This is a genomic window from Pseudomonas sp. UBA6699, assembly GCF_002454615.1.
GTDB classification, from domain to species: domain Bacteria; phylum Pseudomonadota; class Gammaproteobacteria; order Pseudomonadales; family Pseudomonadaceae; genus Aquipseudomonas; species Aquipseudomonas juntendi.
In genome coordinates, this window is the sequence record NZ_DKJF01000101.1 from 14,545 (window position 1) to 28,935 (window position 14,391).

Here is a 14,391-nt window from a genome sequence, read left to right on the forward strand (position 1 = left end):
ATGGAATGGCTGACCAGCCCGGAAATCTGGGTTGCCTTTTTTACCCTCACCGCGCTTGAGATCGTCCTCGGGATCGACAACATCATCATGATCTCGATCCTGGTCAGCCGCATGCCCAAGCACATGCAGCCGCGCACCCGGATCTTCGGCCTGGCCCTGGCCATGGTCACCCGCATCATGCTGCTGTTGTCGATCACCTGGGTCATGCGCCTTACCGCCGACCTGTTCGTGGTGCTCGGCCAGGGCATCTCCGGGCGTGACCTGATCCTGTTCTTCGGCGGCCTGTTCCTGCTGTGGAAAAGCTCCCAAGAGATCTACCACGGCCTGGAAGGTGAGGACGAAAACGATGAAGCGCCCAAAGGCGCAGGTGGCAAGTTCTTCTACACCATCATTCAGATTGCCATCATCGACATCGTGTTCTCGCTGGACTCGGTGATTACCGCAGTAGGCATGGTGTCCCACGTGCCAGTGATGATCGCTGCCATCGTCGTGGCCGTACTGGTGATGATGCTGTGCGCCGGCGCCATCAGCAACTTCATCGACAAGCACCCATCGCTGAAGATGCTCGCACTGTCGTTCCTGATCGTGGTCGGTACCGTACTGATCGCCGAAGCGTTCGACGTGCACGTGCCCAAAGGCTACGTCTACTTCGCCATGGCCTTCTCGCTGGCGGTAGAGGCCATCAACATTCGCATGCGCACTGCCCTGGCCCGCAAGGACGGCAAAGAGCATGACCCAGTGAAACTGCGCAAGGACATTCCGGGTCAGTAAGAGCGGAACGTGCAGGACAGCGGGGGCCCTACGGGGCCCCTTTTTCATTTTTGAATGGCTGCTACGTTGCGCCTGCAAGACCGGCAATGATTCATTCACGGTATGTTTCAAATTGATGACTACCGTGCGAAGCTGGCAAGCACTGCGCAAAACAGCTAAAGCTTTGAGTGAGCAATGAAAACCTATTCGAACGCTCACGTTTCTTCCCTTGGCCCCATGGGCCTGTGCTTCAGGGGGCCTTCGCCATGCTGACCCTGCTCAACCTGCTCTCGGCCGTAACGCTACTGGTCTGGGGCACCCATATCGTGCGCACCGGCATCCTTCGGGTATTCGGCTCGAATCTGCGGCGCATCATTGGCCAGAACATGAACAAGCGCCCGCTGGCATTCATTGCCGGCATTCTGGTCACTGCCATGGTGCAAAGCAGCAACGCCACGGCCATGCTGGTCACCTCGTTCGTCGGCCAGGGCCTGATGGCCATGACCCCCGCCTTGGCAATCATGCTCGGCGCCGATGTCGGCACTGCGCTGATGGCCCGGGTACTCACGTTCGACCTATCCTGGCTGTCGCCGCTGTTGATCTTCCTCGGCGTCATCTTCTTCCTTTCGCGCAAACAGACGCGGGCTGGCCAATTGGGCAGGGTGGGTATCGGGCTGGGCCTGATCATCCTGGCGCTGGAGCTGATCGTACAGGCCGCCGCGCCCATCACCCATGCCCAGGGCGTGAAGGTACTGTTCGCCTCGCTGACGGGCGACATCATGCTCGATGCCCTGGTCGGGGCGACGTTCGCCATGGTCTCTTATTCCAGCTTGGCGGCCGTTCTCCTCACGGCGACCCTGGCCGGTGCCGAGGTCATCAGCCTGCCGGTGGCCATTGGCCTGGTAGTCGGCGCCAACATCGGCAGTGGCCTGCTGGCGTTCATCAGCACCAGCATGCAGAACGCCGCCGGCCGCCGGGTGGCCTTGGGCAGCCTGCTGTACAAGCTGATCGGCCTGGTGTTGATCATTCCCGTACTGCACCCGCTGGTAGGCTGGATGGACTCGCTGAGCTTCAGCCCGCAAGAGCTGGTCATCGGCTTCCACCTGCTCTACAACACCTCCCGTTGCTTGCTGATGCTACCCACGGTCAACCCCATGGGTCGGTTGTGCAATGTGCTGCTGCCCGAGCGGGAACACAGCAACGGCCAGATCCGTGCGCGCCACCTCGACGCGTCCGCACTGGAGACCCCCAGCCTGGCCCTGGCCAATGCCGCGCGGGAAACCCTGCGCCTGGGCGACATCGTCGACAGCCTGCTCGAAGCCATGCTGGGGGCCCTGCGGGGCACCCAGACGGCGCTGCCCCAGCAGGTACGCGCCCTGGGCGAAGATGCCGACGCCCTGTACAGCGCGATCAAGCTGTACCTGGCGCAGATGACACGCGAGGACCTCAGCGAGCAAGACAACCGTCGCTGGGCGGAAATCATCGAAGTGGCTATCAACCTCAAGCTGGCCTGCGACCTCATCGAACGCATGCTGCGCAAGGTCCAGCAGCAGAAGACCAGCCAGCGCCGTGAGTTTTCCCAGGTCGGCCTCGAAGAGCTGACCGGCCTGCAGGAACAATTGCTGGCCAACCTGCGCCTGGGCTTGTCGGTGTTCCTCAGCGCCGACCCGGAAAGCGCCCGCTTGCTGCTGCGTGAAAAACGCCGGTTCCGGGCCCAGGAGCGGCGCCTGGCCCACGCCCACGTCAGCCGCCTGCAGCGCAAAGTCATGCAAAGCCTCGAGACCAGTTCGCTACACTTGGAGCTGATCGCCGACATGAAGCGTTTGAACTCTTTGTTCTGTAGCAGTGCCTATGTGGTACTGGGCGGCTCGGACACCGGCGGGTTGATGCTCGACAGTGTGCCAGACGAAGCCAGCCATGATTCTGCCTAGCTGAGGACCCTAGCTCGCCCATGCGTTGCCTGATGTTCGTTTGCATCCTGATCTGCAGCCTGCCCACTTTCGCCCTCGACCGGTCGCGGGTGGAAGGCTACCTGTTGCCCAACGGCCTGCAGGTGATTCTGAAAAATGGCTACGAGCGTGACCATGTGGCGATACGCCTGGTGGTCGGGGTTGGGCTGGATGATTTCGATTGCGAGCAGAAAGAGCTGCCGCACCTGCTTGAGCACCTGCTGTTCAGCGGCATCGATGAAACCGGCGAAGGCGGCCTGGAAGAGCGCCTGCAGGCGCTGGGCGGGGAATGGAACGCCTTTACCAGCAGTGCCGATACCACTTTCGTCATCGAAGCACCGGCGCGCAACCAGCGCAAGGTACTCGACCTGTTGCTGGCGGTCATCCGCGATACCCACATCGATGCCAAGGCCCTGGCCACCGCCAAACGCATCATCGAACGCGAGGATGGCGGCCACTACGGCCACCTGCAGCGCTGGCTCGACCGCCAGGACATCGGTCACCCCGCCAGCGACCAACTGGCCACCGAGCTGGGCCTGAAGTGCCCAGAGCGCTCCAACGTCGACGACATGACCCTGGAACAGGTCCAGGCCCTGCGCGACCGCTGGTACGCCGCCAACAACATGACCCTGATCATGGTCGGTGGCCTGGACCGCCTGTTGCCAGCCTATCTGGAACGCTCGTTTGGCGAGCTGCCGGCCACCGAGCCAGAAGAGCGCCGCAACCTGGATAGCATCACCCAGCAAGCCGAGCAGCGTCGCGATCTGACCCGTGGCTGGCTCGGTGACAGCGTGAAACTGCACTGGCTTTTCATCGAGCCGGTACTGGACAACGACCACCAGGCCACCCTCGACCTGCTGGCACGCTACCTGGACTGGGCCATCTACGACCAGCTGCGCCTGCGCAATGGCTTGTCCTATGGGCCCTCGGTGCAGCGCGAAAGCTTCGGTGACACCGGCCTGCTCAGCGTCAATGCCGACCTGGAGCGCGATGACATCGACAAGGCCGTAGCGGTCATGCAGCGGTTGTTCAAGCACCTGCGCAAAGAAGGGCTGGACCCGGATACGTTCGCCCGCATCAAGGATGCCAGCGTCGCCAAGGAAAGCTGGAGCACCCAAGGCAACAGTGCGTTGGCCGACTACTACTGGGGGGCGCTGAACGACTACACCGACGGCGGCTTCACCAACCCGGTGCGCAAACTGCGCCAGGTCACCCTGGAGCAAGCCAACCAGGCGATGCGGGAATTGCTCAGGGAAGACGGCTACGTACGCATTGAAAAGCCGCTGCTCGGTTATGACGAATTCTATGGGCTGGGTGCCCTGTTGGTAGGGCTGATCGTGGCCGCGGGGCTGTTGCGCTGGCGGCGGCATGGCCCACAGCGGCCGAGCGGTGCTACACGCCGGCGGTGAATCAGCGGTATTCTTTTGCCAGTACTGGCCTCTTCGCGGGTAAACCCGCTCCTACAGGGACCCCACTGTTGCAGAAGCTGTGGTGATCCAGTGGGAGCGGGTTTACCCGCGAAGCGGCCGGCACAGCCACCCAACTCTCTCCTGTTGTAGAGCCAATGCCTCAGATCCCCCGCATCGTCCAGCGCATCATCGAACTGCTCAAACGCTATCCCGGCATCATCGCGCTTGGGGGTTTTCTTTCCGGCATCGGCAGCTTCATCCTGGTCGACCGCCAGGCCGGCCTGGCCAGTTGGGTTGCCGTGCTGATGCTGGTGAGCTGGGTGTGGCTGATGCTGGAAAACACACTCACCGGCCTGTTCGCGCGCACGTTCAACCGCGAAATCCCGCAGCCACTGCTGCGCTACGCCACGCAGATGATCCACCAGGAAACACTGTTCTTCGTTTTGCCCTTCTTCTTCATCACCACGACCTGGAACAGCGGCCAGTTGGTGTTCACCGGCCTGCTCGGCGCTGCCGGCCTGGTGTCGATCATCGACCCGCTGTACTACAAATGGCTCGCTCCGCGGCGCTGGCTGTTCCTGGCGCTGCATACCCTCACCCTGTTCGCTGCGTTGCTCACGGCGCTGCCGATCATCGTCCACCTGACCACCGCGCAAAGCTTCAAGCTGGCGCTGATCATCGCCATGGCGCTGTCGTTTCCCAGCTTGGCCAGCAGTTTTCCGATCAACAACTGGCGCCGGGCTGTGGCCTTGTTGCTGGTCACGCTGTCGGTGGGTGCTGGCGGCTGGTTGTTGCGCTCCTGGGTACCGCCGGCAACCCTGTGGATGACCGAGGTGGCGGTGAGCACCGAAGTGCTGAACCGCCAGCCAGGCGAGTCGCTGCACGAAATTGCCGCCAGCAGCATTCGCAGCAGCGGCTTGTACGCCTATACCGCCATCAACGCACCACGCGGCCTGAATGAGCGGATCTACCACGTGTGGCAGAAGGACGGCCAGGAGGTGGACCGCATTGCCCTCGACATCCACGGTGGGCGCAAGGAAGGCTACCGGGCCTGGACGCACAAGCAGAACTTCCCACCCAACCCGGCGGGCAGGTGGCAGGTGCGGGTTCTGACCGAGGATGGCCAAGTGATTGGCGTACTGCGCTTCAAGGTGGTCGACGATGTGCCAGCCGGGTAATCAATACCTGCTGGTACACAGCACATAATCACCAAACAGCCCCGGCCTGCTGCGCTATGATCAGCCCCTGAGCCTTAGCGCCGAGTCAGTTGCATGGAGCCTATGACCACCCCCAGCCTCACTCTGGATACCAGCCGGCAACCGGCCTGCCTGCGCATTGCCGGTGACTGGACCTTGGCGCACTACGCCAGCCTGAAACGCGACAGCGAGCGGCTGCGTGCGCAATACACCCCCGACACCGTCGCCGACCTCAGCCAGCTGGGGCGCCTGGACACGGCCGGTGCGTCGCTGCTGGCCGAACTGCTCGGCACCGAGCGCCTGTCGCGCTGCACCCACGACCTGCCGGAAGCCAGCCGGGCGCTGCTGAAGAATGTCTACCAATCGGTCCAGGACTACTGCATCCCGGTCAAGAAGCCCGAGCGCAACGTGCTGCTGTTGCTGCTGGAGCGTATAGGCTGCGCCGTCGGCACCCTGTGGCAAGACAGCATGCAACTGCTCGGCTTCATCGGCGTCATCCTCGAAACGCTGCTACGCCGTGCCCTACAGCCACACCGCTGGCGCATCACCCCGGTCGTCGCCCACATCGAACAGACAGGGCTGGATGCCGCGCCAATCGTGGCCTTGCTGACCTTTCTGGTGGGTGCCGTGGTGGCCTTCCTTGGCGCCACGGTGCTGGCCGACTTCGGCGCAACGGTGTTCACCGTCGACCTGGTGGCGTTCTCGTTCCTGCGCGAGTTCGCCGTGTTGCTCACCGCCATCCTCATGGCCGGCCGCACCGCCAGCGCATTTACCGCGCAGATCGGCTCGATGAAAGCCAATGAGGAAATAGACGCGATCCGCACCCTGGGCCTCAACCCAATGGAACTGCTGGTGGTACCCCGGGTGCTGGCCCTGCTGATTACCCTGCCGCTGCTCACGTTCGTCGCCATGCTTTGCGGCATCGTCGGCGGGGCCGTGGTGTGCGCCCTGTCGCTGGGCATTTCGCCGGCCATGTTCCTGTCATTGCTGCAAAGCGATATTGGCGTGCAGCACTTTCTGGTCGGCCTGGCCAAGGCGCCGTTCTTTGCCTTTCTGATTGCCGCCATTGGCTGCCTGGAAGGCTTCAAGGTCAGCGGCAGCGCCGAGTCGGTCGGTGCACACACGACTTCGGCCGTGGTGCAGTCGATCTTCGTGGTTATCGTGCTCGACGCGGTGGCCGCGCTGTTCTTCATGGAGATGGGCTGGTGAACCGACGTGAGAGCGTGATCGAAGCCCGCGGCATCTGTAACCGCTTTGGCCGGCAAGTGGTGCATGAAAACCTCGACCTGGACCTGTACCGCGGCGAGATCCTTGCCGTGGTGGGCGGGTCTGGTAGCGGCAAGTCCGTGCTGCTGCGCAGTATCATCGGCCTGCGCCGCCCCAACGAAGGGCAGATCAAGGTGTTCGGCCAGGACCTGGCCGGCCTGCGCGAAACGCAGCGCTCATTGGTCGAACGGCGTTTTGGCGTACTGTTCCAGAAGGGCGCGCTGTTCTCTTCCCTGACAGTGACCGAGAACGTTGCCCTGCCACTGATCGAGCATGCCGGATTATCCCGCGCCGATGCCGAGCACCTGGCCGGGGTAAAGCTGGCATTGGCCGGGCTGCCGATCTCGGCGGCCGACAAGTACCCTGCTTCTCTGTCGGGGGGCATGATCAAGCGCGCAGCGCTGGCCCGGGCCCTGGCCCTGGACCCGGACATACTGTTCCTCGACGAGCCGACCGCAGGCCTGGACCCGATCGGCGCTGCGGCCTTCGACCAGTTGATCCTCACCCTGCGCGATGCGCTCGGCCTGTCGGTGTTCCTGATCACCCACGACCTCGACACCCTGTACACCATCACCGACCGCATCGCCGTGCTGTCGCAGAAAAAGGTCCTGGTGGCCGGCCCATTGGCCGAGGTCGAACAGACCAACGACGCCTGGGTCCAAGAATACTTTCACGGCCCACGCGGGCGCGCAGCCGAACAGGCCGCCACCCGCACTGGCCAGGAGCGCTGAGCAATGGAAACCCGAGCCCATCACGTTCTTATCGGCCTGGTCACCGTCCTGGTGGTAGCCGGTGCCATGCTGTTCGGCCTGTGGCTGACCAAGTCCAGCGTCGACGATGCGTTCAAGGACTACGAAGTCGTGTTCAACGAGGCAGTTTCCGGCCTGTCTCGTGGCAGCCCGGTGCAGTACAACGGGATCAAGGTGGGTGACGTTTCCACCCTGCGCCTGGACCCTAAAGACCCGCGTCGGGTATTGGCACGGGTGCGCCTTAGCGGCGATACCCCAGTCAAAGAAGACACCCAGGCCAAGCTGACCCTGGCCGGGGTGACCGGCAACTCGTTCATCCAGCTCAGCGGCGGTACCCCACAGAGCCCCGAGCTGAAAGGCAAAGACGGCAAGCTGCCGGTGATCATCGCCTCGCCATCGCCCATCTCGCGCCTGCTCAATGACAGCAGCGACCTGGTGACCAACATCAACTTGCTGCTGCACAACGCCAACCAGATGTTCTCCGAGGGCAACATCGACCACCTCAGCAATACCTTGGCCAACCTCGACAAGACCACCGGCGCCTTCGCCGGGGAGCATGGCAGCATCAGCCAGGCTATCGAGCAACTGGTCCAGGTAGGCAAGCAGGCCAGCGCGACCCTGGCCGAAACCCAGGTGCTGATGCGCAATGCCAATGGCTTGCTGGGCACCGAGGGCAAGCAGGCCATCGGCAGCGCCGAGCAAGCCATGCAGTCGTTGGCGCAGAGCACTGCCACCATCAACAGCCTGCTGAAGGACAACAGCGAAGCCATCGGCGACGGCGCCCAGGGCCTGAACCAGCTGACCCCGGCCATCCGCGAACTGCGCGAAACCCTCAACGCACTCAAAAGCATTTCCCGGCAACTGGAAGCAGACCCCAGCGGCTACCTGCTCGGCCGCGACAACAACAAGGAGTTCCAGCCATGAAATCGTCGCTGCGCTTAGTGGCTTTGGCGGTCACGATTGGGCTGGCCAGCGCCTGCTCGATCCTGCCCACGAGCGAGCCTGTGGACCTGTATCGCTTGCCCGTCAACCAGGTCAGCCGCAGCGCGCCGCCGCTGGACTGGTCATTGCGCCTGAACAAACCGCTGGCCAGCGAGGTATTGGCCGGCCCACGGATTGCGGTCATCCCGCAGGGCAATGTGGTCAGCAGCTACAAGGGCGCGCGCTGGAGCGATCCGGCCCCGATGCTGCTGCGCAACCGGCTGCTCGACGGCTTCCAGCGCGACGGGCAGGTGCAGCGCCTGAGCGCCGACGACAGCAATTTGCAGGCTGACTACGAGCTGGCTGGCGAGTTGCAGGCGTTCCAGAGCGAATACCGCGCGGACGGCACCGTGGAGGTGGTGATCCGCTATGACGCACGGCTGGTGCAAGGCCGCACTCAGCGTATCCTCGCCAGCAAGCGCTTCGAGGTCCGCCAGCCGCTGGCAGACAAGCAAGTAGCCGGGGTAGTGGCCGGGTTTGGCCAAGCGTGCGATCTACTCACCGGGCAGGTGGTCGAGTGGGCGATTGCCCAGGCAGGCAGCAGCACAACCCGCTAGTGTTTACCCGTTGATGCGGTGCAGGCCTGCAGATCGTTCAGGCAAAGAACCAGTAACACACGCAGATGGTTGCCACTACACCAGAGAACTCGGCCAGCAGCGCACACCCCACCGCATGCCGCACACGCTGGATGCCCACCGCGCCGAAATACACCGCCAGCACATAGAAAGTCGTCTCGGTACTGCCCTGGATGGTTGCCGCCACCAGGGCAGGGAAGCTGTCCACCCCTTGGCTCTGCATGGTCTCGATCAGCATTGCCCGCGCCGCGCTCCCGGAGAACGGCTTGACCAACGCTGTCGGCAGGCCTTCGACGAAGCGCGTGTCCAGGCCCAGCCAGTTGACCGCATGGCGAATACCGTCCAACGCCAATTCCAGCGCGCCCGAGGCTCTCAGCACGCCCACAGCCACCAGCATGGCCACCAGGTAGGGCAGCAGGTTCTTGGCGACGTCAAAGCCCTCTTTGGCGCCCTCGACAAAGGCTTCATATACCTTCACCTGCCGCAACGCACCGATCACCACGAACAGCAGGATCACGCCAAACAGCGTCAAGTTACCCAGGATCGACGACAAGCTGGCCAGTGCCGCTGCCGACAATGTGCCCAGGAAGGCCATGAAGCCACCCAGCAGCAGCGCACCGGGGATGAAGTAGGCAAGTACGACCGGGTCCCACAAACGCAGGCGTTGCATGACGGCCACCGACAACAGCCCGACCAGGGTCGAGACACTGGTGGCCAGTAGGATCGGCAGGAACACCATGGTCGGGTCGGGCGCGCCTTGCTGGGCGCGGTACATGAAGATGGTCACAGGCAGCAGGGTCAACGAAGAGGCGTTGAGCACCAGGAACAGGATCTGCGCGTTGCTCGCCGTGGTGCTGCTGGGGTTCAGCTCCTGCAACGCGCGCATGGCTCTGAGGCCAATCGGTGTGGCGGCGTTGTCCAGCCCCAGGCCGTTGGCCGCGAAGTTCATGGTGATCAGGCCCAGTGCCGGGTGGCCGGGTGGTACTTCCGGCATCAAGCGCGCAAACAACGGGCCCAGTACCTTGGCCAGCCATTCGACGATGCCGGCCTTTTCGGCAATTTTGAGAAAGCCCAGCCACAGGGTCAGAGTGCCAAACAGCAGCACCATCACCTCGACCGAGAGCTTGGCCATGGCAAAGATGCTCTCGACCATGGCCGCAAAAATGCCCGCGTTGCCGCCTATCAGCCATTGGGCCAGGGCGGACACTGCCGCCACCAGGAAAAAGCCGAGCCAAAGGCCATTGAGCATCCGTGTGTTCCCCCAGAAAAGTGCCCGAATGATAGCGTATCGGGGCGCAAGGCTGCAGACCGCGGCCGCGCAACATCACAGACAACAAAAAGCCCCGACGGGTCGGGGCTTTTTGTACAGCGGGGTATGAACTCAGCGCTTGGCCGCTTCGCCAACCACCGCAGTTTGCTGTTTGTCAGCCATGAGCGAGGCGTAGTACTGCTCGCCCTTGGCCGCATCGTACATGCCTTCCCAACGCGAGATGACCAATGCCGCCAGGGCGTTGCCGATCACGTTCAGCGCGGTGCGGGCCATGTCCATGATGCGGTCGACGCCGGCGATGAAGGCCAGGCCTTCCAGCGGAATGCCCACGCTGCCGAGGGTGGCCAGCAGTACCACGAACGAAACGCCTGGCACACCAGCAATACCTTTGGACGTGACCATCAGGGTCAGCACCAGCAGCAGCTGCTGGCTCCACGACAGGTCGATACCGTACAGCTGGGCAATGAAGATCGCCGCAATGCTCTGGTACAGGGTCGAACCATCGAGGTTGAAGGAGTAGCCGGTCGGTACCACGAACGAGCAGATCGACTTTGGTGCACCGTACTTCTCCATTTTCTCGATCACCCGTGGCAGCACGGTTTCCGAACTGGAAGTGGAGTAGGCCAGGATCAGCTCATCTTTCATGATGCGCATGATCTTGATCACCGAGAAGCCAAACAGGCGAGCCACCAGGCCCAGTACCATGAAGGCGAAGAAGGCAATGGCGAAGTACACCAGCAGCACCAGCTTGGCCAGCGGCAGCAGCGAGCTGAAGCCGAAGTTGGCGACAGTCACGGCGATCAGGGCGAACACACCGATCGGCGCGTAGTTCATGATCATGTGGGTGACCTTGAACATGGTTTCCGATACGGCCTGGAAGGTACGTACCAGCGGGTCACGCAGCTCTGCCTGCAGGCTCGACAGCCCCAGCCCGAACATGACCGAGAAGAAGATGATCGGCAGCATTTCGCCACGCATCAGCGCTGCGAAGATGTTCGACGGGATCAGGTTGAGCAGGGTCTCGATGAAGGCGTGCTCATGCTGCACTTCGGCCGCGGTCGCCTGATACTTGGAAATATCCACGGTACCCAGCGTGCTCATGTCGATACCGGCACCGGGGTGGAACAGGTTTGCCAGCACCAGGCCGACGACGATGGCGATCGTGGTCACCACCTCGAAGTAGATGATGGTCTTCAGGCCAATGCTGCCCAGTTTCTTCGCATCGCCAACCCCGGCGATACCCACGATCAGCGACGAAATCACGATCGGGACGACGATCATCTTGATCAGGCGAATGAAGATGTCACCGGCGGGCTGGAGGACGTTACTGATCCACCAGGCCTTTTCTGCACTGAAGTGGTTCAGCAGCGCGCCGATTGCAACACCCAGCACCAGACCGATGACGATCTGCCAGGCGAGGCTCAGTTTTGCCTTCTTCATGTCTTTACCCTTTGTTCTAGTGGTCATGACACCGGGTGGAAACAGGCGTGACAGAGCCCTTGGCCAAGTCACACGCAATAACGGTTTCCGTCCGGCGACGTTATGTAAGGACACCGCAGGCGAGCGACAGGGCGCCCTGGCCAGCGAAAAAGGCGGCAACTATTGCGATGGCAGGGGGGGAAATCTAATGCCTGAAGCGCATACCCCATGCAGGTTATGCATACCGTTTTCGACCGACGAGGTAGGTTTGTAAGTCGTTGATTTATAACGTTCGGGATCCCGAACAAGACGAGACAGCCATATTCAGGCGGATCTGGCACTCTAAAAAGAAGTGACAAATATGACGCGTTCGACAATCCGAATGGCCGAAATGCCACAGGTGAGGGAGTCGATACGGAGGGAAAAAATTTGATGTACGGTCGAGACAAAATGTGTCTCGGGGAAGAACACGCGCAAGGAAAGAGGCATTTCCTACGTGGCTCCTCGGAAGTCAGGTCGGCTTGGGTATCCCAGCGATACCGCCGACCTGAAGCTTCCGATTCCGCCGTTCCTGACCCGGCCCAACGCTGGAGGCACTCCCTGTACCCCTAGGCCACTCCGATCATGTCTCAACCAGAACAGCCCGGCCCCTTGGTCATGTGCAACCCCTCCTCGGGGCGGCGCATCATAGAAGGCTGAACGCTACAAAGGTTCAGCTTCTATTTCGTGTCAGTGGGTGACCACTCACCGGCACTGGCAACCACGGCTCAGTACCAATTCGGGTCACGCTTGAGCTGCTCCTGCAACATCGTCTTCATGCCGTCATCCGGCTTGCCCAGCCAGCGGTACTGCGCATGCCGGGTTGGCGACTTGTCCTTGGGCAAGCCTTCAGGCACCTCCACGAGCATGCCGTAGGCATCATCCTTGTCCCAGCTGAACGCAACGATCAGGCGCTTGTAGGTGCACTTGTCCTGGGCCTCGCACAGGGGGCCGACCAAGTACTTGTCGCCATCTTCCGTAACAGCAGACATTTGCTGCTCCGAGCTGCCAGTGAGGTTGACCACCCAATCGGGCAGGCGCTCCTCGCCTTTGATCGTGTCCTGCCAGGTTTCCCGGTATTCCGGGTCCGAACCCAGCAGCTGGTTGGCACGGACCTGGCCATCATTGGCAGCCAGTGCCGCTGCACTGCTACCCATCAGCAGGGCAGCAGCCAGGGCAGTGTGTAGCTTCCTGCTCATTGTCAACCTCGACCGCGTCCAAAGAAGAAGGAGGCTACAAACAGGACCAGGAAGACAATGAACAGGATCTTCGCAATACCTGTGGCAGCGCCGGCGATACCACCGAAGCCCAGAACGGCAGCGACAATGGCGATGATGAGGAAAGTGATAGCCCAGCTCAGCATGGTGTTTCTCCTTTCTTTTTCAAAACTTCAAACGGTCCGCCTTAGAACACCCAGCGGTCTTGAGGCACGACGTGTTCCAGAGTGGCCGGCGACGCCGCCTTGCCCTGGGAGGGCAACGGGTCCGCCGCCTTGACGAAACTGTTGGCCCGGGTCGACTGGATCTGGCTCAGCAGAGCTGTCTGTGCAGCCACCTGGTCGGCCAGACGCGCTGTTTGCCAGCTGTAGTAGAAGAGGCCGGCAGCCAAGGTCAAAACCAGTGCGATCCCTACCGACACCAGGTGGCGCAGTGACAGAGTGGCGACTTGCGAGTGGTTGACGGACTGGCGATTCATGCCGGCTCCTCCTGCTGTAATTTTTGTTCAAACCTGAACAGGTAATTGCAGCCTGCATGCCAGCCTCATAAATAAATAAAAACCCTTTAAAAACAATAACTTAACAATTTGGCCACAGGGGTATCAGGACGTATCCTGCACGATGGCCATGCTGGGGTCGTGCGAATTGCACGATCAGCCTTCGACCTTGGTCGCGACCTTCAGCAGATCGGCATCCACCCCCCGCACGCCAATGATCTGCCGGGCCATTTCCACGGCAATGGTTTTTTGCTCCGCACTGACCACCTCGCCGGACAACCGCACCATGCCCTCTTCACTGGCCACTTTGAGGTTCAGCCCATCAAGGTTGCGGCTGTAGCGGTAGCTACTCTGGATCTTGTCGATGATCCAGGGGTCGCTTGGCTGCGGGCCGCTTGGTGTCCCCACAGGGGTTTCCCGCGCTTTGGCCATGGCAGCGCTGTCGAGGCTGACAAGATTGTTCACCATGTGCACGCCATCGGTTGTGCGCGCCACCACGCCCGCCAGCTCCTTGGCCTCGGCGCTGTCGACTTTACCCCGCAAGGTCACCACGCCCTCGCTGCTTTGCACTTCGATTGCAGCCTTCTCGGTGGTACGGCTCCACAGCAACCGCGCACGGATCACCGCTGCCAGGGTGGCGTCCTCCAGGCGCTGGGCATAGGCCCGCAGCTCGAGCGGGCGCTCGACCAGTTCAGCGTTGACCTGCAGTTGGTTATCGACCTGCTCGACACCTCGGGTAGCCAAGGCCACGTCTTCGGCCAACCGGCGCTCCACCTCGTTTTCTACCTCGCCGGAAAGCCGCGCCTGTTTGCCGTCTACCTCGACTTTGATACGGAACGGGTTGAGCATGCGGTTTAGCGACAACGCCGTTTGCAGCGCCCCTTCAAGCCGGGCGTCATGCACGGGGTCCGCGAGAGCGGGGGTGAACACGGGAAGCAAAGCGGCTGCTAACACAGCGCTGCGTAGGGCAAAGGTCATGGCGTTACCTCCTTTTGTAGGCAAAAGCTGAAAATCATCGCAACCAATGTGCCACCCTATGCCTCTAAGCAAAGCACCGGGAAATGGGGCCTGAAGG

The 14,391-nt window shown here is 61.8% G+C and carries 14 protein-coding genes; 8 read left to right on the plus strand and 6 right to left on the minus strand.

All coding sequences use genetic code 11. The features are described 5' to 3' along the window. The 8 genes from B3361_RS19575 to B3361_RS19610 all read left to right on the plus strand — a co-directional run bounded on the left by B3361_RS19575 (position 1) and on the right by B3361_RS19610 (position 8,857). On the plus strand, positions 1-771 hold the full coding sequence (locus B3361_RS19575) for a TerC family protein (RefSeq protein WP_029885361.1): 771 nt from the start codon (positions 1-3) through the stop codon (positions 769-771). A 245-nt stretch (positions 772-1,016) separates the two neighbouring features. Beyond that, complete coding sequence (locus tag B3361_RS19580) at positions 1,017-2,681, plus strand: Na/Pi cotransporter family protein (RefSeq protein WP_054904515.1); 1,665 nt, start codon at positions 1,017-1,019, stop codon at positions 2,679-2,681. 20 nt (positions 2,682-2,701) lie between these two features. Further along, a complete protein-coding gene (locus B3361_RS19585; protein ID WP_154211488.1) occupies positions 2,702-4,108 on the plus strand; it encodes a M16 family metallopeptidase in 1,407 nt (468 codons plus the stop codon). A 155-nt stretch (positions 4,109-4,263) separates the two neighbouring features. Beyond that, the gene (locus tag B3361_RS19590; RefSeq protein ID WP_054904513.1) at positions 4,264-5,286 is read left to right on the plus strand and encodes a DUF5924 family protein; all 1,023 of its coding nucleotides are present in this window, start codon (positions 4,264-4,266) and stop codon (positions 5,284-5,286) included. Positions 5,287-5,379: 93 nt separating this feature from the next. Then, positions 5,380-6,513 carry an ABC transporter permease gene (locus tag B3361_RS19595; RefSeq protein WP_054904512.1) on the plus strand — a complete coding sequence of 378 codons (1,134 nt, stop codon included), beginning with the start codon at positions 5,380-5,382 and terminating at the stop codon, positions 6,511-6,513. Further along, on the plus strand, positions 6,510-7,301 hold the full coding sequence (locus B3361_RS19600; RefSeq protein ID WP_054904511.1) for an ABC transporter ATP-binding protein: 792 nt from the start codon (positions 6,510-6,512) through the stop codon (positions 7,299-7,301). The genes B3361_RS19595 and B3361_RS19600 overlap by 4 nt, the downstream gene beginning before the upstream one ends. A gap of 3 nt (positions 7,302-7,304) precedes the next feature. Beyond that, the gene (locus B3361_RS19605) at positions 7,305-8,243 is read left to right on the plus strand and encodes an MlaD family protein (protein ID WP_054904510.1); all 939 of its coding nucleotides are present in this window, start codon (positions 7,305-7,307) and stop codon (positions 8,241-8,243) included. Then, entirely contained in the window at positions 8,240-8,857 is a 618-nt protein-coding gene (locus B3361_RS19610) for an ABC-type transport auxiliary lipoprotein family protein (RefSeq protein WP_054904509.1), read from the plus strand. Before B3361_RS19605 ends, B3361_RS19610 begins: the two co-directional genes overlap by 4 nt. A gap of 37 nt (positions 8,858-8,894) precedes the next feature. On the opposite strand, the gene B3361_RS19615 is transcribed toward B3361_RS19610, so the two are convergent. The 6 genes from B3361_RS19615 to B3361_RS19640 all read right to left on the minus strand — a co-directional run bounded on the left by B3361_RS19615 (position 8,895) and on the right by B3361_RS19640 (position 14,294). Then, positions 8,895-10,124, minus strand: coding sequence for a nucleoside recognition domain-containing protein (locus B3361_RS19615; protein ID WP_286920327.1), 1,230 nt, complete (start codon positions 10,122-10,124; stop codon positions 8,895-8,897). Positions 10,125-10,256: 132 nt separating this feature from the next. Further along, on the minus strand, positions 10,257-11,585 hold the full coding sequence (gene gltP, locus B3361_RS19620; protein WP_009683574.1) for a glutamate/aspartate:proton symporter GltP: 1,329 nt from the start codon (positions 11,583-11,585) through the stop codon (positions 10,257-10,259). Between the two features lie 746 nt (positions 11,586-12,331). Further along, on the minus strand, positions 12,332-12,802 hold the full coding sequence (locus B3361_RS19625) for an inhibitor of vertebrate lysozyme family protein (RefSeq protein ID WP_029885353.1): 471 nt from the start codon (positions 12,800-12,802) through the stop codon (positions 12,332-12,334). 2 nt (positions 12,803-12,804) lie between these two features. Beyond that, positions 12,805-12,966, minus strand: a complete 162-nt coding sequence (locus B3361_RS19630; RefSeq protein WP_003252966.1) for a DUF1328 domain-containing protein — start codon at positions 12,964-12,966, stop codon at positions 12,805-12,807. Between the two features lie 41 nt (positions 12,967-13,007). Further along, complete coding sequence (locus tag B3361_RS19635) at positions 13,008-13,298, minus strand: hypothetical protein (protein ID WP_029885352.1); 291 nt, start codon at positions 13,296-13,298, stop codon at positions 13,008-13,010. Between the two features lie 174 nt (positions 13,299-13,472). Further along, positions 13,473-14,294 (minus strand): BON domain-containing protein, encoded by an 822-nt coding sequence (locus B3361_RS19640; RefSeq protein ID WP_054904507.1) that lies wholly within the window; start codon positions 14,292-14,294, stop codon positions 13,473-13,475. Positions 14,295-14,391: the final 97 nt, after the last annotated feature.